We start from the raw sequence: 16,917 nt of genomic DNA on the forward strand, positions 1-16,917 counted from the left end.
GCTTTCTGCAATATATTCACCAGTTTTTGCAGCCACCATTCCGGTTTTGAGCGGTAACGGGCTGGTGGGCGAGATGGTCCCTTAGCGCATTTTCGGTTTCAGCCTTTAGCCTTCCGCCTTCATCCTTCCAACTCTCATTGAAGATCATTGGACACCTCCTATAAATACCTCGTTAAAAAATGAGGTTCTCAGCATTTTCATGCGAGATATTTTAGATTCAATCGAAATAACTGTTTTTTCAGCATTATGGAGCTGTTCTTCGATGATACTCATCCCCTCACTTGGAGGAATTGGAATCATTATTTCGTCAAAGACTTCATTGGGGATTCTTTGCCTTCCGGTAGTCCCTGCCATACGCTTGATTGCATAGCCATGGACCCTATTAGTTCTACACAAATGGTATAAATACTCGCTACTGGTTTTGCGCGGTGAAATTACTATAAACTCAGTAGATCCAACCCCGACGCTATCTTCCTTCAGGAAATCTACTATTGTAATTTTTCCGTTCTCAGCACATGGCGTTATTCGTGCAAAAAGGATGTCCTTATTTTTGAATCTTGCGCCACCACTTACTTTCTCTCGTGTTTCGATCTCACCCTCAATAGACATTGAATCATTACCTACGGCCGCCATTTCGCAAAACTGGATTGGTTCACTTTTAGCGAGAGTATATCGGGGATTTATCTGAGCCATTTCAGAGAGAGGTTGAATTTTCCATCCTTTTGGAACTTCTCCCCAGTGAGTTTTTTCAGTTTGTTTAATTGTGCATCCTTTAAACAAGAAGTTTGACCTAATTGCTTTCCTCAGTATTTTTGCAGAGTCAAAAGCAACTTCACTTCGAGAAATAGCTTCCTCGACCTTCTCCAGCACTTCGAGGATCTCTTTCTGGCGCTCAATCGGCGGCAGTGGGAATTCCTGAATCGCAAGGGCCTTCCACTTGATGGTTGGTGAAAGAGACCCTTCCGAGATCGCTACTGCCCGATCCATAAACATGTCTGATTGCATGAAGAAAGGCAGCAGCCCGGGAATGATTTTACCGACCACCTCTTCAAGAACCATGGCATGAGCCGAACAGATCCCCTCAAAGTCAGCAACAGCAACTTTTTTCTGATAGGCGCGTCGTTTACCAAAGATGATCTGGCCAGGGCGAACACGGAGTTTCTGTCCCTTTACATCTGCCGGAACGCCTCGTCGAGCAATACGCAGTGACTGAGGGTCTATATGTTCAAGGCCGACATAGACCTCTAAATCTGTTTCTGACGGCTCCACACGTTTCGAGATGTTCTTGGCAATCTCCCCGAACTTAACGATCTGCCACCCGTCCTTTATCTGTTTATCTGAAAGTTCTATTGCCATGGCTACACATCCTCGGATTTTTTCTTAGCTCTTTGCGGTTTTTTCTTGGAGGTGGATTCAATCTGTCCAACCACTTTATCAAAATCGCTGATTTGCTTGCTCGATTCAGTCAGGCGGTTCGTGTGAAATTTATCATACTCACCTTCCGCCAATTGTTTGGCCATTTCATGTGAGATTTTGCCAGCATGTGTAAGAATATTCCGATCGTTGAGAGTCATGAAGCTGTCTAATTTTTTTATCCAATCCAACATATACATAGGAACGCGGCGCATGGCCTGTCCCTGTGCAAAAATCAGGTATTGCTCAACCAGATTGTTCAGTGCCGCCAGTTCATCTTCATCAAGGTAATTCTTGGCAATGGTCACATCCTGTTTGCGGACTTTGGCACCACGGTAATTGGTAAGACCCATGTTCGGCTTGTCGGCATCTGCTCTTGAATGAATGATTTCCGCTGCGGTCTGTCCGGTAATCGCCCAGTGCATTTTGTTCTGGACTGTTTTGAAAAATTCAATGCTCATATCCAGCGTTGGATCATAGTCGATACTGGTGGCGTAAATATCGGTAATTTTCTGATAAAAACGACGCTCAGAAGTGCGAATATCCTGAATACGCCGTTCAAGTTCCTCAAAGTAGTCAAAGGGCAAGTCCGGGTTTTTCAGGCGTTCATCGTCCAGCAGAAATCCTTTCTTGATAAACTCGGTGAGTTGCTGAGTTGCCCAGATGCGAAATCGGGTTGCCACATGGCTTTTCACCCGGTAGCCAACTGAAATAATCATGTCCAGATTGTAAAAGTCGACCATGCGGGCAACGTCTCGTTTCCCCTCTTTTTGAACTATCCGGAATTTCCGGATAGTTGCTTCAGGAGCCAGCTCGCCTTCATCATACACATTTTGTATGTGCTCACTGATGGTTCGAACATCTTTTTGAAACAGCTCCGCCATCAATCTTTGGGAAAGCCATACCGATTCATCTTCAAAACGAACATCCAGTTTCAGTTTACCGTCCTCAGCCTGATAAACCAGAAACTGTCCTTTGGCGGGCTCTAACCCACTTTCATCAGCCTTATGTGGTTTGTTTTTGTGATCTGTCATACTCCCACCTTGTCTTCCTGGTCATTGAGGATAATCCCAATTTCAGCCAATGCTGCAAAAAGTTTCTTAGACTGCTTTTTGAGTTCAACCCGGCCGACCTGCCAAGCCTCGATGGTTGACTCCAAACTCTGACCATCACCATTTGTGCCGTTGTGAACGTACAGAGGGATCGAGAGGTTGTGCATGTTCTCTCTGATCTCTTCAATATCCGTCAATCGTGCGATCTCTTCATGGCCTTCCGGCTCAAAATAAGCCGCCACCAGCCGTTCAAGATTCTTGTCACTCAGGAAGCTGAATGCTCTTTCCCGGGTTACTTCCTTAACACCGTTTATGAACAGCACTTTATTCTTTCTTCCCTCTGGTTTGTTCATGCACAGGATGACCACGCATGATTCCATGGGAGAGTTGTAAAACAGGTTGGGCCCCAGGCCGATGACAGCCTCAATCATGTCGGTCTCAATGACCTTCTTGCGGATGTCTGCTTCCGAATCTCTGAACAGTACGCCGTGGGGCCAAAGCATGGAAGCTCTGCCGGTTTTGGGATTCAGGCTTTTGATGATGTGTTGGAAGAATGCATAGTCGGCACAACCTTGAGAAGGCACACCGAATTCATTACGATTGAAAGGATCTGCACTGAATTTGCTTCTATCCCATTTCTTGATTGAATACGGCGGATTGGCAAAAATAACGTCAAACTGCTTTAAGCGGTCGTATTCAAGAAACTTCGGTTCCGCGAGGGTATCCCCACGCTGAATATCAAATTCCTCAATGTCGTGAAGGAACATGTTCATTCTGGCGATGGCGCTGGTCAGCAGGTTCACTTCCTGCCCGAACAGTTTTGCCGTGCGCCATTCTTTGCCACACTTTCGCAAATCCATCACCGCATTGAGAAGCATCCCGCCGGTGCCGCAGGTCGGGTCATAGGCGCTTTCACCGGGTTTCAGCTCCATGACTCTTGTCATGAGGTGGACAACCGTTCTGTTGGTATAAAATTCAGCGGCTGTATGGCCGGAATCATCAGCGAATTTTTTAATAAGGTATTCGTAAGCCGCCCCCAGATCGTCCTGGGTCACTGCGCTTATACCCAGAGGGATCTTGCTGAAATGTTCCACCAGAGATGCAAGCAGATGATCCGGAAGCCGTTCTTTATTGGTCCATTGTGCATCACCGAATACGCCATATAGACGCTGGTTACTTTTCTCTATGGTCCGCAGCGCTTTTTGTATGAAAGCACCGATGTTGGTCGAGGTTTCACGAAGCGTGTTCCAACGGGCGGATTCGGGAATTATAAAACGATGCTGCTCAGGCAATACCGCGAACTGGTCATCTCCATCCGAAAAGGCAAGGGCTTCCTCATACTCGTCCTTATAAACATCAGATAGCCTTTTATAGAAAAGCAGCGGGAAGATATACTGTTTGTAGTCGGAAGCGTCGATTTGCCCCCTTAAGAATTCTGCTGCTCCCCAGAGCATGCTTTCCAGTTGTTGTTGTGAAAGACTCATAGTTCAAACCCCTCCCGTTCAAGCAGCAGTTCCAGTTCATTTTCCGCAATTTCAAGTTCAGCCAGTTTGGCTTTGAAATCCCGGAGGGCTTCTTCTACGGTTATCTTTTCTTCTTCGAGCGGCTTTTGGACGTACCTTGCAATATTAAGATTAAAATCATTTTCCTTGAGTTCGGCATACTCAACCCAGCGGGTAACGCCTTCTTCCTCAAAAGGTTTCTGCTTTTGTTTCTTGTAAAGCTGATATATCTCGTCGGCCTGTTCCTTGGACATTGTGTTTTGAGCTCGGCCTTTGGTATAGATTTCTTCCGCATTGATAAACAGCACCGGTGATTTTGCTTTGACTGATTTTCTCAAAACAAGAATGGAGGCGGGAATGCCTGTTCCATAGAATAAATTGCCTGCCAGTCCAATCACCGCTTCTATAGCACCCAAATCCAAGAGTTTTTTCCGGATCTTCGCTTCCGTACCGGATCTGAACAGAACCCCATGAGGAAGAACAACTGTCATCCGGCCGCTGCCTTCCTTCATGGAAGTGTACATGTGCATGACCCATGCAAAATCACCATTCGTCTTGGGTGCCAGTCCGAACGTGTGTCTGTTAAAAGGATCAGAAGACCACATCTCATGGCCCCATTCCTTTAGGCTGAAAGGAGGATTTGCGATCACGCAGTCGAACTGTTCCAGGCGGTCATAAGTCAAAAACTTCGGATCTCTCAGAGTGTCTCCACGCCTGATTTCAAAATCTTCCATACCGTGGAGGTATAGGTTCATCCGGGCGATCGCTTCAGTTGTCAGATTTTTTTCCTGCCCTTTGAGCTTCAGCAAACGTGGGTCCCCACCATGTTCACGCACATGATGAACGGTTTCCAAGAGCATGCCGCCAGTTCCGCAGGCTGGGTCATAAACGGTTTCGTCGGGCTGAGGGTCCAGTACATTTACCATCAAACGGACAATTGAGCGTGGCGTATAAAATTCCCCGGCCTTTTTGTTGGCCTTATCCGCAAATCGCTTGATCAAATATTCATAGGCTCTTCCCATGTCGTCATCACGAACATGACCGACACCAAGCCTTATTTTGTTAAAGTGATTCAGGAGCTGGAGGAGTAGATGGTCCGGCAGTCGTTCTTTATTGGTCCAAGGCGCATCTCCGAAAATTCCATAGAGACGGTCATTTTTCTTTTCGATTCCAAGAAAAGCAGCTTTCAGCGCTTTGCCAACATCTTTTGTTGCGGCAATGACATTGTCCCAATGGCACCCCCCCGGTACCTCTATTCGATGCTGCTCAGATGCTTTTGCCATCTCTGCGTCGCCATAAAATTCCATGGCTTCTTCAAATTCTTCATCATAAACGTCACAAACCCGCTTAAAGAAAAGTATGGGAAAGATGTATGTTTTATAGTCGGACGCATCGATAGGTCCTGTAATAATATGTGCCGCTTCCCATAAATGACGCTCAAGGTCATTAAGCGATAGCTTGCTTTTTTTATCATTCATCTTTGGTCTTCAATCTTTCCGAGGTATTAATCTTATTTTTCATCGGTCCTGTCAGATGCCGCGCCGCCAGCCTCAACCCAAGCGTCAACCTGTTCTTTTTTAAATTTCCACAGGCGTCCCATTCGATGAGAGGGCATTCCGTGCTTATCGATCCACTTGTAAACGGTGTCTTTACTGACCCCGAGGTGTTTGCATATTTCGTCCACTGACAACCAGCGATCATCCAAGTCTACCATGTATAAAACTCCTATAGGGCTTGATAAATCTTTGATAGCCTTCAACTGAGTCGATACAGATTGCTTTTCTATACGGACTCGTTCTTTTCTTTCTTGTTAAGCTACTCAAATGGGGAAATAAAGTCAAACGTCCTTTTATGATTTAAAATGATTTAACCTGTTTTTGATCGTTCTCATCGAATCAAAAAATAAAAAAACACTTTGTCTTTTTGGCTTGGTACAAGATTTTCAAGGTAAATCGGGGATCGGTTTCTACCAATCCCCAAAAATTTTATTTGTAAAGATTATCAATCCAGTGGATAGCCTCTGTATCGCTGACTTTTCCAAGATACCGCTGGGTAGTTGATATATTTGCATGGCGGAGAATTATTTTTGAAACGATTTCAATGGGAACCCCTGACCTGCTGGCGTAAGTAGCGGCGTGTCATCTAAGATCATGGGGGTTCAAATTCACATTTATCATTTTCCCTGCATTTTGAACAATTTCACGGGCCCTGGTGTATCCTATTGGGAACACGTTGTGGTCATCTTCAATATTTACTGAGGAGATATAATTCCGTAGTCGATCTGCTACTTTTTTGGGGATAAAAACAATTTCGGTCTGATTTCCGCTTTTCGGTTCTGATAAAACCAGTTTCCGGCCATGTACATTTTTGACTTTTAATTTCAGGACCTCTCCAACTCTCATACCTCCTCTGACCACCTATTCCAGTAGCAACCGGTTTCTGGAATTATCCATTTTGAAAATAATTTCATCGCTTGGCCAAAAACCCCATGATATCTTCGGATGTGATTTTTGATATTTCTGAATTGCCATAATCTTTTTTAAAACCGGTCAAAAAAAGTTGATAATTTTTTATAGTGTTTTTTTTGAATTCATTTTTTGATAACCAAGAAAAGTGTCGATTGCATTTGATGTTTTCATGATACTCTCCTTTGATAAAAAATTGTCTTTTCGCCTGGGAATAGGCCTCAACCGAATATTTTACAAATCATGATCTATTTTTTCAACTGATAGACCATGATCAGACAGGGCAATCGCATGTAGATTTCGGTTATAATAAATTCAATGGGTTAGAAAGCATGATTTCAACATTTATCTTCAATTCTAACCTCACAATCTGTCTATTATGTGACTTGTAACTACTGCCCGTATAGGATCTGCCGGAAACACGAATTCTTGCCCAAGACGTGGATCTTCATGGAATCCGGATCAATGAAAAGATAGACAAAAGGCAATTGTCCTTGTCCAACGCCCCTTTAACGTTGATTTTTCGTACCAGACCCGGTATGGATTAGCCAGTTTAAACGACACCATGGGCTGACCTGGTATATTGACATTCAGGCTCAATCCACAACTAAATATAAAAGTAATTCAACGAGTTATTGTAATGTTCATATACCCCCATTGGAGAAGGCTATGCGGTTTGAATGCAGGGGCCTGACCTTCACCTACCCGGAGGCGGACAAACCGGTTCTGGAAAATCTTAATTTTTCCATGGCCGCACCGGGATTTAATGCTGTTTTCGGGCCATCAGGCGTGGGGAAAACCTCTTTTGCAAGAATTCTTGCCGGTGGCAACAATGGCCCCGGGGGCGATGCGTTGATTTATGAAGGCATTTCCACCATCTTGTATTCTTACAACCAGGAACGCTTGCCCGGCTGGTCCTGTACCGGCAGCCACCTGGAGAAGGTGTGCCCCCCAAAAAATTCAGATCTTAGAAAGGAACTTATCAAAATTTTCAAAGTGGACGCCTTTTTGGGATCACGATTCTCCCAGTTGTCCATGGGCCAGCAGAACCGGATGAACCTTATCCGTTACCTTATCCAGGACTTTGATTTACTGATACTGGATGAAAGCCTTGCCAATGTGGATGAAGCCTTGAGGGAAACCATTGTCCTGGCCATAAAAGAGATATTTCCGACCAAGCTGTTTCTTTATATTTCCCACAATCTCATGGAAGTGGCACGATTCTGCAAAGACATCCTGGTGTTAAGCCATCCCGGAAAAGGCAAAGGTGCCGTCGTGGTGCAAGGCCAGAATTATAAAACAGGATATACGGCCACCCCCCAGGCCATTGACCGGTCCATGCTGGAGATTATGAATGCTGTTTAGACGAATCTACCAGTTTCTGATTGTCTATTGCTTAGGTGTTACCGGGCTTTTAGCCATCAAATACGGTGCTGGCCTGTCCAACTATGTTATCCCCGGTTTAGCGCTGATTTTTGATACGGCACACCGAATGTTGGCCGGCTATTTTCTTGACGTGCTCAATACCCTTTCCGTCACTGTACTGGGCCAGATGATTTCCATTTTCATGGCCTTTTTTGTGGGAATCATCGGCCGTAAATCATCTTGGGCAGGCTCGTTTATCAAGGTCATGGCTTACAACATCCAGGCCTATCCCATTGTTGCCCTGGCACCGATCATTTTTATTCTCATGGGGGACGGATTTTTATCCCGCCTGCTCATTGCCTCCATGATCTGTTATTTTCCTTTGCTCCTGTCGGTGTTGGGAATCATGGCCTCGCCCATAAAGGACATTGAACATTTTTATATTGCCACCGGCCGGATGCGCTGGCAGCTGGAAGTCAAAATCCGGGCCTTTGAAAATTTAAACAAGCTGACCACAGTGATTGCAGGATCATCCACACTGGCCATGGCAGGGACCATTGTGGCCGAATTTATTGCCGCAGACCAAGGCATTGGTTACAGTATACGCATCGCCCTGTACCAGAGCGATCTTGCCTGCATTCTTGTGGCCCTGTTTTCCATTGGTATTATCATCTCGGTTTACCAAGGCATTTTGGAAACTGTCGGTGAACAGATGAAAAACAAATGGTTCACCCCAAAGGGAGGAGATCTGATATGATTCAAAAAATCAAAACCAACACCGTGATCAGGGCAGGACTTATAGTCTTTTGCATGACACTTTTTTTTGCAACTGCCCCCACCTTTGCAGGCGAAACGCTGAATTACCGCCTGAAATGGCTGTTCAACACCTCAGTGGCCGGTGACATCATTGCCGATACCGGCGGCTTTTTTAAAAAAGCAGGACTGGATGTTTCCGTGAATGAAGGCGGGGCCGGGAAAAATGCCATCAAGGAGCTGGAGCTGGGATATGCAGACTTTGGCGTGGCATCTGCCGACCAGGTCATCCGGGCCCTTGAAAAAGGCGCTGACGTGGTGGTGTTAGCCCAGCTGTTTCAGGTCAACCCCATGCAGTGGATCTACCGGTCGGATCAGCCTGAAATCAAGGGCCTTTCCGATTTAAAAGGCCGGCATATCGGGGTCACCTTCGGAGGGAATGATGAAACCATCATGAACACCCTTTTAGCCAAAGCAGAACTTACCTCAAAAGATGTCCGCATCTCAAGCGTCAGGTTTAATTTCACCCCGTTTTTAAAAAAAGAAGTGGATGTGTGGCCGATATACCGCAACTCCCAGGGGGTCATCCTGGAAGAAAGACTATCCGCGGAAAACGAGCAGGTAAAATTTTTCAACCCCGCAGACTACGGTGTATCCTTTGTGGCCAACTCGGTTGTGACCTCAGGTTCCATGATAAAAAAACATCCGGAAACGGTAAAAGCATTTATGACGGCGCTGCTGTCGGCCTGGGAATTTGCAATGGATCCGGCCAATCAACCCCAAGTTTTAGCCCAAATCAAAAAAAAGGATAAAGGCACCAAAGACGACATTCGCCAAAAACAGCTGAAAGCCACCCGGCCTTTGATCAAACCGGACAAAGGTACAAACATCGGCATCATTGATGTTGGGGCATGGCAGCAGACTGAACGCATCATGGTCAAAGAAAAACAGATCGTGGCCCCGGTTGATGTGACAAGCCGTCTCGTTGGACCCAAAAAGTAGAATCATGTTATGAAGAAAAATAAAAATTCCAGTACATCTAAAATTCTTTTTTTGCAAAAGGTGATGATGCGATACGCGCCTGGGCATCTTTGACAATCATGTCCCTGTCAGCCCACAGGGTGTATTGTTTAAATTTATCTTGACGATGGATGCCCATGGAAAGGGCGACCAGATTAACAAAATTATCCACACTGAAATCATATGCCGGTTCTTCAGTTACAAAAGTCTGGCTGCAATAATGGCATATGGTTACTAATCGATCAGCCCCTGTATTCCCGGCTTCGTCCAGGCGTTGTTTTCGGATATGCTTGCAGCTGTCCGGAAACCAGGTCATGGCACCGCTGCCGCAGCACATTGTATTACGGCCATAATGCGCCATCTCGACCAGATTTACTCCTGGCAATCGTTTTAACACATCACGGGGGCCGTTTATATCAACACCGGTGTAAGCTGACTTACAGCCTTCATGGAGGGTGACGGTTCCTGCTGCGGCATCAGTGAGCTGCAACTTATGCATATTTTCGGCCAGATACTGGGGAAATGAAATAACTTTGAAAGGAATTTTCATTGAAAGTGAAAGAGTTGTTTTAAACCGGCAATGACAAGTGGGACACCACAATATAACAGTTTTAGGATTAAACTCCGACAGGGCTGTTATAAGTTCCTCAGCCTTTTTCCCACCTTCTTTGACAGCACCGAAAAACAGATGGGAATCTGAGCAACAATAATCAAGTCCCGGCAAAAATGAGTAATCATCCCCGATGGCATCCATAATATCCAGGGCATTCAATAGTTTTTCCGGCTGGAAATAGACATTGCATCCAGGAAAATGCTTTGGTATAAGCCTGTTTTGAAAAAAGGCCTTTGTCAATAAAATGAAAGACCTGTTCTTGGATTTGCTGATAGGTGTCTTTGCTTGAATCCGTATGGGGCAGGATCGGACATGCTTGGTCACAAAGCCCGCATTGAAGGCAATTTTCTAAAAATCGCTGTTTTTCTTTTACATAATGATCATAGACCGTCATTTTTATGTTGATTATCCTAAGGACCGCAGAAGAAATAAGTTAAACGAAATAACTCGCTCATTTTACTATATCCGGGAGCGCGGGCGTCCCGCCCGCATCTTTACAATACTTGCGGACATGCGGGCGGGACGCCCGCGCTCCCAGGTTAAGTTATTTCTGACTCATCCCTAAGGTTTATCTGTTTTATTTCATAGCCGCTTTAACCTTGGCGGCAACATCAGCAGAAACCCATTGGGTCCACAAGCTTTCGTACTCTTTGAGAAACCATTGGGCTGCCTCATCCGTATCGGCTTTAGAGTCCTGCATATAAGCCAGGAACTTGTTGTTAATATCCAGCGTGGTTTCATACTTTTTTAACATTTCAACGACTTCAGGGGCTTGTTCGGGCAGTTTTTTATGGACAAGGATATCGCATTTTACGGCAGGATAGGCGCAGGCCCTTGTTGTGTCCCAAATCTTTTGATCAAATGCGGGTTCCTCTAATTGATACATGTCCAGCTTACCAAGGACCCATGTAGGCGCCCAGTAGTAGCCCAACCAGGGTTTTTTACGTTTATAGGCGATTTCCATGGAAGCGGCCAGAGCAGGTCCGCTGCCGGGCTGCATGATGTTGTATTTTTCTTTGATACCATATGCTTCAAACTTTTGATCATTGACCTGGGAGCATGACCAGCCGGGAATACAGCTGTAAAAAATGCCCATTGAAGGATCTTCAGGATCTTTGAACAACTTCCAGTATTTAGGCAGATCAAACACGGATTTAAGGTCAGGGGCAAGGGGTTTGATGCCACGTTCTTTGTCGCCTTCCACAATATATCTTGGCACATACCATCCCTGTACGCTGTTGGGGAAATTGGCCCCAAGATTGATGAATCCTTCCTTGGTTCCGGCATCTTTACCTTTGGCAAGGCCCTCGTCATAAAGTTCCTGCCAGTTTTCCGTCCAGGTTTCCATATTGACATTGGGGGCTTCGGGTCCCTTGGCCTGGATCAGGGCTGAATTGAGCATAACGGTTTCACCCTGGGTAAATTTGACGGGATACCCCAACCCTTTTTCGATGATAAAACCGGCAATACGGTTATGTACCTGGGCGCTGTCCCATCCAAAATCAGCAAAAACAATGGTTTTTTGGGCTGTGGCCGGCGTTAATGCGCCCATGAATGCCATGGAGATGATTACTGCCATAAACATCAGCACATTTTTTTTAATTGTCCTCATTTTTTTCTCCTTAAGTTATTGATATCAGTGCTTCTTATTTGTTGCCAGAGCAAATGTAATGCGGTCAATGACAATGGCCATAAAAACGATACACAAACCAGCCTCAAATCCCCGCCCGACTTCGATGCGGTTAATCGCCAGAAGAACTTCAAGTCCCAGGCCTTTAGCGCCTATCATGGAGGAGACGACAACCATGGACAGGGCCATCATTGTTGTCTGGTTGATACCGACCATGATGGTGGGCCTGGCCAGCGGCAGCTGGGCCTTGAACAAAATCTGCCAATAGCTGGAACCAAACGCATGGGCTGCCTCAATAACACTTGGGGAGACTTCCCTGATGCCAACATTGGTCAGGCGAATCACCGGGGGAACAGCATAGATGATCGTTGCAAAAAGTGCCGGCACCTTGCCCAGGCCGAACAGCATCAGGGCCGGGATCAAGTAAACAAAGCTGGGCATGGTCTGCATGCCGTCCAGGATTGGTTTTAGAACGGCTTCAAACCGGTTGCTGCTGGCCATGGCAATGCCAAAGGGTATGCCTATGAGCAGTGAAATCAGCACGGATGCCACCACAAGGGACAGGGTCATCATACCCAATTTCCAAAGCCCAAGGGCACCAATAAAAAACAGCATGGCACCCATCAAAAAGCCGGACCACCAGCGTCCCGTAACTCGCCATGCAAAAAGCCCCACTCCGATGACTAATACAGGCCAGGGGATCCATAGAAAAAACTTTTCAATATATATCATGAAATAAAGAATGATTTGTCCCAGCAAATCAAAAAAACCGCTAAAGGTGGCAAGCACCCAGTCCATGGCTGCATCCACCCACACATCTAAAGGAATATCAATGGCTTCTGGAAACTGCATTATATTTATGTCTCCTTAAAATTCATAAATTTGCAACAGATCTTCAAGCGTTTTTGCTTGCAGACTCGTTGATTTCAGGCTGCATGGTTTCAGCCAATCTGGACAGTAAAAGGCCCACAACAATCACGCCGAGCAAATGATCATTTTCATCTACCACAGCCACTGGATGCGGGGTTTCATCACCGAGCATGGAAAAAAGTGTGTTGGCCGGTACATCAGGCGCTACTTTGTGAATTATTTTTTCCAAAATAGTGTGCAGTGTTTTTTCTCCTCGATCAACTGCCTTTCTACAATTTTTAGCAGTGACAATGCCTACGCATTTGCCCTTTTCGCGTACAAAAATAGATGAAATTCCGGCTTTTTGCATTTTGCGCAGCGCAGCCCTGGGGCCGTCTGTTTTTAAATAAGCCATGATCTCGCTTTTTTTCATGACTGATTCAGCAGTGATTACCTTTGTCATGTCCACATCTTCTACGAAACTTGCCACATATTCATCGGCCGGATTTGTCAGAATATCTTCAGCGGTTCCCTGTTGAACAATGACGCCGTCTTTCATTAGAATAATACGGTCCCCGAGCTTGATGGCTTCGTCCAGGTCATGGCTGATAAAAACTATGGTTTTTTGCATTTTTTCCTGCAGATCGAGCAACTCATCCTGCATGTCCCGTCTGATAAGGGGGTCCAGGGCACTGAACGCCTCGTCCATCAGCATAATATCGGCATCCAGGGCCAATGCCCGGGCCAGGCCCACACGCTGCTGCATGCCTCCGGAAAGCTGATCCGGCATGGAGTCTTCCCTGCCTTTTAAACCAACCTGGTCTATCGCCTGCATGGCTGCTTCACGCCGGGCCTCAGGGGCTACACCCTGTATTTCCAATCCGTATTCTACATTGCGCAGGACTGTTCGATGCGGGAAAAGGGCAAAATTCTGAAATACCATTCCAAAGTGTTTTTGTCGAAAATGCCTGAGTTCTTTCTTGTTCAGGAGGGTAACATCCTGGCCGTCAACCAGGACCCGGCCGGAAGTCGGGTTGATCAGCCGGTTGATGCATCGCACCAGCGTTGATTTGCCGCTTCCGGATAATCCCATAACCACGAGGATTTCACCCTCATTGACCTTAAAGGATGCATTGGCCACGCCAACACCATGGCGGGTCTTTTCCATGATTTCATCCTTTGAGTGCCCTTTTTTGAGCATCTCCAAGGCCACTTCAGGATTTGGACCAAAAATTTTATAAAGATTTTCAATAACAATTTTTTCCATTTTTATTTTCTCCATTTGTCAGCATGGACCGGAAATTTTACGGTTTCAAATTTGGTGTCGCCAAGGGTTGGTCCTTCTTGGGAGTCTCCAATGGTTCGGCTGCAAAAAGTGGTGCAGAATCTATATGTTGGGCATCCATCAAGGAAACCAGTCGCTGCAGGGATGACAGAATCATGGATTTTTCCCAGTCCTGCAGCTTGTCAAAGGCCTCAACAAAGGATTCCTGCATCAAGGGTGGCGCCCCTGCTAAACGCTTTGTGGCTTCTAAGGTGGGTTGCACCAAAATCTTTCTTCGATCATCACGACTCCTTTGCCGGGTAATCAGACCGCCTTTTTCAAGGCGTTCAAAAATGCCGGTAATAGTGGCCTGGCTTAAACTGACGGCATGGGCAACTTCACCCGCTGTGACTTGGCCATGTGCGTTGACTTCCCGTAAAACGATCAGCTGGGGGCTTGTCAGGCCGAATCGTTTAACAAGGGATTTGGAGTGCAGTTCAATGGACCGCATAATTTTTCGCAAGGCAGCAAGTACAAGGTCAGTTACATTGCCACTATTTTGTAAAGTTTCCATTCAATGCTTTCTAATCGTGTTGAAAACAATTAATTCAAAATATTTTTATAAAATTCTTCCTTAAGGACCGCAGATTAAATAAGTTGGGCAGAAATAACGCCGAATTTTGGTTCATCTACAAGGCGCATCAAAGGTTGAATAGCAGGCCTATTGAACCTTTGATGCAACGAAGTTGATGGACCAAAAGGCAAGTTATTTCGTTCAAGTTATTTAATCTGCGGTTCTAAACTAAAGACAGGCTCCGTTGTTTGGTGCAGGCTTGCCTGAAACAAAAATCCATAGAGCCCTGGCTTTATTCAGCATATATTTAGTATTCAAACCACACTAAAATTAAGTAGAAAAGTGTAAAAATATAATATATAGTTGCCCTTAAAACGTTATTACCCGTACATACGGTACTCTAATTATTAGTTTGTGTTCAAAACAATGTCAACCTTAGTTTTGGATAAAATTACTTTGAGCACAAAGTAATATGCTCGCAGGGTCTTTTTAAGGAAAAAAAAATGATTACATGGGATGAACAAACAGATGTTGTTGTAATAGGAAGCGGCGTTGCCGGTTGCAGTGCCGCAATTGAGGCCCGCTCAGCAGGTGCATCGGTCATTGTTTTAGAGAAAATGAAAATCACAGGCGGCAACACTCGAATCAGTGACGGAGGCTTGGCCGCACCTGGGAACAGACTACAAAAAGAACAAGGCATAGAAGATTCGCCGGAACTGTTTTACCAAGATATATTAAAGGCCGGATTAAACCTCAACCACCCTGCCCTGGTAAAGACATTCGCAGAACAGGGAGCTGGGGCCGTTGAGTGGCTCCAAATGAAACTGGGCGTTCAATTCATGGATCGCCTGGATCGTTTCGGGGGGCATTCAGTCGCCCGTTGCCTGACAACCAGCAGCCATTCCGGCAAAGATATAGTCAAAGCGCAAACGTCCCGTTTGAAACAAATGGAAGTGGAAATCAGGACACAATGCCTTTTGACAAATTTGCTGACTGATGACAGCGGCAAAGTATGTGGCGTTCGAATCAAAACCGGATATAATCACAATGACCTGGGCTTTAAAGGACAAAAAAATATTCGAGCCCGTCGGGCAGTGATTCTTGCCACAGGCGGATTTGGCAATGATGTTGCCTTTCGGATGCTGCAAAATCCAAATCTGGACACCACTGTCACCTCCACAAACCACCGTGGTGCAACGGCTGAAGGCTTGAGCTCCGCTTTGAAAATCGGAGCGGTGCCTGTCCATTTGTCCTGGATTCAGACCGGCCCATGGGGCTGTGTTGATGAAGTCGGCTATGGTTCCGGATCACGATTTGCTTCGTATGCGTTATACCCCAATGGAATCCTGGTCGATCCCTCAACCGGCCGCCGTATCGTAAGCGAGTGGGCAGGCCGCCAGCAACGGAGTATGGCTATTTTTAAAGCAGGGCATCCCTGTGTCGGGATTATGGATGCCCAAGGGGTAGAACATGATCCCCAAAGTCTAAAAAAATGTCTCAAGACGGGAAAGGTATATGAATTCAGTAACTTGATAGATCTTGCCAAGGCCTATAAAATACCGTCTGATACGCTTACTTCCACAGTAAAAGAGTACAACAAAATGATCAGGAAAGGCCAAACAGATCAATTTGCCAAACCCTTGGAAACTGCGCAACGAATATCCAGCCCACCTTTTTTTGCCATGCATCTGTGGCCAAAAGTCCATTATACCCCGGGAGGTGTGGGAATCAATACAGACGCCCAGGTGATTGATGTTGGCAACCAGCCGATTCCAAACCTATACGCAGCCGGTGAAGTTTGTGGCGGCATTCATGGCGCTGATCGATTAGGAAGTTGCGCACTTACCGAATGCCTTGTTTTTGGACGAATCGCGGGCCGGAATGCTGCTGCGGAGCGAGGCTGAGGGTAAGTCCGGCCCGGCATTAAAATTCCGGGTAAAATTCCGGGGACATGATATCGTTTCAAATAAAAAACTGTATTGTCCCCAGAATTTTAAAAATTTTTATTTTCTTAAACCACATACTGCGGAGCTTTTTCAGGTCCGGTTGACTGATTCGTTCGGCAAGATCATCTGTTTTGTATGAATTTTTCGGTTGTAAGCCCAATATCCTTAATGATTTGTCTCAGCAATATTGGGATATTGTCAATGAGCTCCTGGAAATCCAGGGATATAACCAACAAATAAGCCTGTTTCATTGCATCTTTCAATAACTGCAGTATATGTTTTCATGATACTCCTTTTTATCTATCGCCGAACGCACAGATAAAGGGCCAGGCGGAGTATAGCCGAAACCTTTGTTAAAGCTTTTTCTTTTGTTAAACCAAAGAGTTCCAAAAACGGCGTAGAGCGCCCGGTCCCTCTCAAGCGTTTTGTGTATGCCGAAAACGGAACATATTCTTAAAAGTGAGTCAACTG

Annotated in this window: 16 protein-coding genes; 4 read left to right on the plus strand and 12 right to left on the minus strand. The window is 45.7% G+C overall.

The window, feature by feature from the left end; all coding sequences use genetic code 11:
- Positions 1 to 16: 16 nt before the first annotated feature.
- The 7 genes from EYB58_RS24400 to EYB58_RS24680 form a co-directional block, all read right to left on the minus strand.
- On the minus strand, positions 17 to 148 hold the full coding sequence (locus EYB58_RS24400; protein WP_278186357.1) for a hypothetical protein: 132 nt from the start codon (positions 146 to 148) through the stop codon (positions 17 to 19).
- A complete protein-coding gene (locus EYB58_RS04265) occupies positions 145 to 1,356 on the minus strand; it encodes a restriction endonuclease subunit S (RefSeq protein ID WP_111953514.1) in 1,212 nt (403 codons plus the stop codon). Before EYB58_RS04265 ends, EYB58_RS24400 begins: the two co-directional genes overlap by 4 nt.
- A 2-nt stretch (positions 1,357 to 1,358) precedes the next feature.
- Positions 1,359 to 2,447, minus strand: coding sequence for a virulence RhuM family protein (locus tag EYB58_RS04270; protein ID WP_111953512.1), 1,089 nt, complete (start codon positions 2,445 to 2,447; stop codon positions 1,359 to 1,361).
- A complete protein-coding gene (locus EYB58_RS04275) occupies positions 2,444 to 3,949 on the minus strand; it encodes a type I restriction-modification system subunit M (RefSeq protein ID WP_111953509.1) in 1,506 nt (501 codons plus the stop codon). Before EYB58_RS04275 ends, EYB58_RS04270 begins: the two co-directional genes overlap by 4 nt.
- Positions 3,946 to 5,445: a type I restriction-modification system subunit M gene (locus tag EYB58_RS04280; RefSeq protein ID WP_111953507.1), complete on the minus strand. Its 1,500-nt coding sequence runs from the start codon at positions 5,443 to 5,445 to the stop codon at positions 3,946 to 3,948. The genes EYB58_RS04275 and EYB58_RS04280 overlap by 4 nt, the downstream gene beginning before the upstream one ends.
- Positions 5,446 to 5,477: 32 nt before the next feature.
- Positions 5,478 to 5,681 carry a helix-turn-helix domain-containing protein gene (locus tag EYB58_RS04285; RefSeq protein ID WP_111953505.1) on the minus strand — a complete coding sequence of 68 codons (204 nt, stop codon included), beginning with the start codon at positions 5,679 to 5,681 and terminating at the stop codon, positions 5,478 to 5,480.
- 424 nt (positions 5,682 to 6,105) lie between these two features.
- Complete coding sequence (locus tag EYB58_RS24680; protein ID WP_423201850.1) at positions 6,106 to 6,369, minus strand: hypothetical protein; 264 nt, start codon at positions 6,367 to 6,369, stop codon at positions 6,106 to 6,108.
- Between the two features lie 732 nt (positions 6,370 to 7,101).
- Between EYB58_RS24680 and EYB58_RS04300 the strand changes: the two genes are divergently transcribed.
- Genes EYB58_RS04300 through EYB58_RS04310 form a run of 3 tightly spaced genes read left to right on the plus strand, consistent with a single transcriptional unit; the run spans position 7,102 to position 9,552 of the window.
- On the plus strand, positions 7,102 to 7,797 hold the full coding sequence (locus tag EYB58_RS04300) for an ATP-binding cassette domain-containing protein (protein ID WP_111953501.1): 696 nt from the start codon (positions 7,102 to 7,104) through the stop codon (positions 7,795 to 7,797).
- The gene (locus EYB58_RS04305; RefSeq protein ID WP_111953499.1) at positions 7,787 to 8,554 is read left to right on the plus strand and encodes an ABC transporter permease; all 768 of its coding nucleotides are present in this window, start codon (positions 7,787 to 7,789) and stop codon (positions 8,552 to 8,554) included. Before EYB58_RS04300 ends, EYB58_RS04305 begins: the two co-directional genes overlap by 11 nt.
- Positions 8,551 to 9,552 carry an ABC transporter substrate-binding protein gene (locus tag EYB58_RS04310; RefSeq protein WP_111953497.1) on the plus strand — a complete coding sequence of 334 codons (1,002 nt, stop codon included), beginning with the start codon at positions 8,551 to 8,553 and terminating at the stop codon, positions 9,550 to 9,552. Before EYB58_RS04305 ends, EYB58_RS04310 begins: the two co-directional genes overlap by 4 nt.
- Positions 9,553 to 9,589: 37 nt before the next feature.
- Here the strand turns inward: EYB58_RS04310 and EYB58_RS04315 are convergent, their stop codons facing one another.
- The 5 genes from EYB58_RS04315 to EYB58_RS04335 all read right to left on the minus strand — a co-directional run bounded on the left by EYB58_RS04315 (position 9,590) and on the right by EYB58_RS04335 (position 14,500).
- Complete coding sequence (locus EYB58_RS04315) at positions 9,590 to 10,507, minus strand: (Fe-S)-binding protein (protein WP_111953495.1); 918 nt, start codon at positions 10,505 to 10,507, stop codon at positions 9,590 to 9,592.
- A 253-nt stretch (positions 10,508 to 10,760) separates the two neighbouring features.
- Complete coding sequence (locus EYB58_RS04320) at positions 10,761 to 11,795, minus strand: ABC transporter substrate-binding protein (protein ID WP_111953493.1); 1,035 nt, start codon at positions 11,793 to 11,795, stop codon at positions 10,761 to 10,763.
- Between the two features lie 24 nt (positions 11,796 to 11,819).
- Positions 11,820 to 12,665, minus strand: a complete 846-nt coding sequence (locus EYB58_RS04325) for an ABC transporter permease (RefSeq protein ID WP_170299763.1) — start codon at positions 12,663 to 12,665, stop codon at positions 11,820 to 11,822.
- 43 nt (positions 12,666 to 12,708) lie between these two features.
- The gene (locus tag EYB58_RS04330; protein WP_111953491.1) at positions 12,709 to 13,929 is read right to left on the minus strand and encodes a quaternary amine ABC transporter ATP-binding protein; all 1,221 of its coding nucleotides are present in this window, start codon (positions 13,927 to 13,929) and stop codon (positions 12,709 to 12,711) included.
- Positions 13,930 to 13,966: 37 nt separating this feature from the next.
- Complete coding sequence (locus EYB58_RS04335; RefSeq protein WP_111953489.1) at positions 13,967 to 14,500, minus strand: MarR family winged helix-turn-helix transcriptional regulator; 534 nt, start codon at positions 14,498 to 14,500, stop codon at positions 13,967 to 13,969.
- A gap of 503 nt (positions 14,501 to 15,003) precedes the next feature.
- On the opposite strand from EYB58_RS04335, the gene EYB58_RS04340 reads away from it, so the two are divergent.
- Positions 15,004 to 16,404, plus strand: coding sequence for a flavocytochrome c (locus EYB58_RS04340; protein WP_111953487.1), 1,401 nt, complete (start codon positions 15,004 to 15,006; stop codon positions 16,402 to 16,404).
- The last annotated feature ends 513 nt before the right edge of the window (positions 16,405 to 16,917 follow it).

This window comes from Desulfobacter hydrogenophilus (assembly GCF_004319545.1).
Lineage (GTDB): Bacteria > Desulfobacterota > Desulfobacteria > Desulfobacterales > Desulfobacteraceae > Desulfobacter > Desulfobacter hydrogenophilus.

Excerpts from the sequence above, each read along its gene's own strand:
- EYB58_RS04280 (WP_111953507.1), bottom strand. The coding sequence starts at position 5,445 with ATGAATGATAAAAAAAGCAAGCTATCGCTTAATGACCTTGAGCGTCAT.
- EYB58_RS04310 (WP_111953497.1), top strand. The coding sequence starts at position 8,551 with ATGATTCAAAAAATCAAAACCAACACCGTGATCAGGGCAGGACTTATA.
- EYB58_RS04265 (WP_111953514.1), bottom strand. The coding sequence starts at position 1,356 with ATGGCAATAGAACTTTCAGATAAACAGATAAAGGACGGGTGGCAGATC.
- EYB58_RS04330 (WP_111953491.1), bottom strand. The coding sequence starts at position 13,929 with ATGGAAAAAATTGTTATTGAAAATCTTTATAAAATTTTTGGTCCAAAT.
- EYB58_RS04320 (WP_111953493.1), bottom strand. The coding sequence starts at position 11,795 with ATGAGGACAATTAAAAAAAATGTGCTGATGTTTATGGCAGTAATCATC.
- EYB58_RS04270 (WP_111953512.1), bottom strand. The coding sequence starts at position 2,447 with ATGACAGATCACAAAAACAAACCACATAAGGCTGATGAAAGTGGGTTA.
- EYB58_RS04325 (WP_170299763.1), bottom strand. The coding sequence starts at position 12,665 with ATGCAGTTTCCAGAAGCCATTGATATTCCTTTAGATGTGTGGGTGGAT.
- EYB58_RS04340 (WP_111953487.1), top strand. The coding sequence starts at position 15,004 with ATGATTACATGGGATGAACAAACAGATGTTGTTGTAATAGGAAGCGGC.
- EYB58_RS24680 (WP_423201850.1), bottom strand. The coding sequence starts at position 6,369 with ATGAGAGTTGGAGAGGTCCTGAAATTAAAAGTCAAAAATGTACATGGC.
- EYB58_RS04285 (WP_111953505.1), bottom strand. The coding sequence starts at position 5,681 with ATGGTAGACTTGGATGATCGCTGGTTGTCAGTGGACGAAATATGCAAA.
- EYB58_RS04305 (WP_111953499.1), top strand. The coding sequence starts at position 7,787 with ATGCTGTTTAGACGAATCTACCAGTTTCTGATTGTCTATTGCTTAGGT.
- EYB58_RS04300 (WP_111953501.1), top strand. The coding sequence starts at position 7,102 with ATGCGGTTTGAATGCAGGGGCCTGACCTTCACCTACCCGGAGGCGGAC.
- EYB58_RS04335 (WP_111953489.1), bottom strand. The coding sequence starts at position 14,500 with ATGGAAACTTTACAAAATAGTGGCAATGTAACTGACCTTGTACTTGCT.
- EYB58_RS24400 (WP_278186357.1), bottom strand. The coding sequence starts at position 148 with ATGATCTTCAATGAGAGTTGGAAGGATGAAGGCGGAAGGCTAAAGGCT.
- EYB58_RS04275 (WP_111953509.1), bottom strand. The coding sequence starts at position 3,949 with ATGAGTCTTTCACAACAACAACTGGAAAGCATGCTCTGGGGAGCAGCA.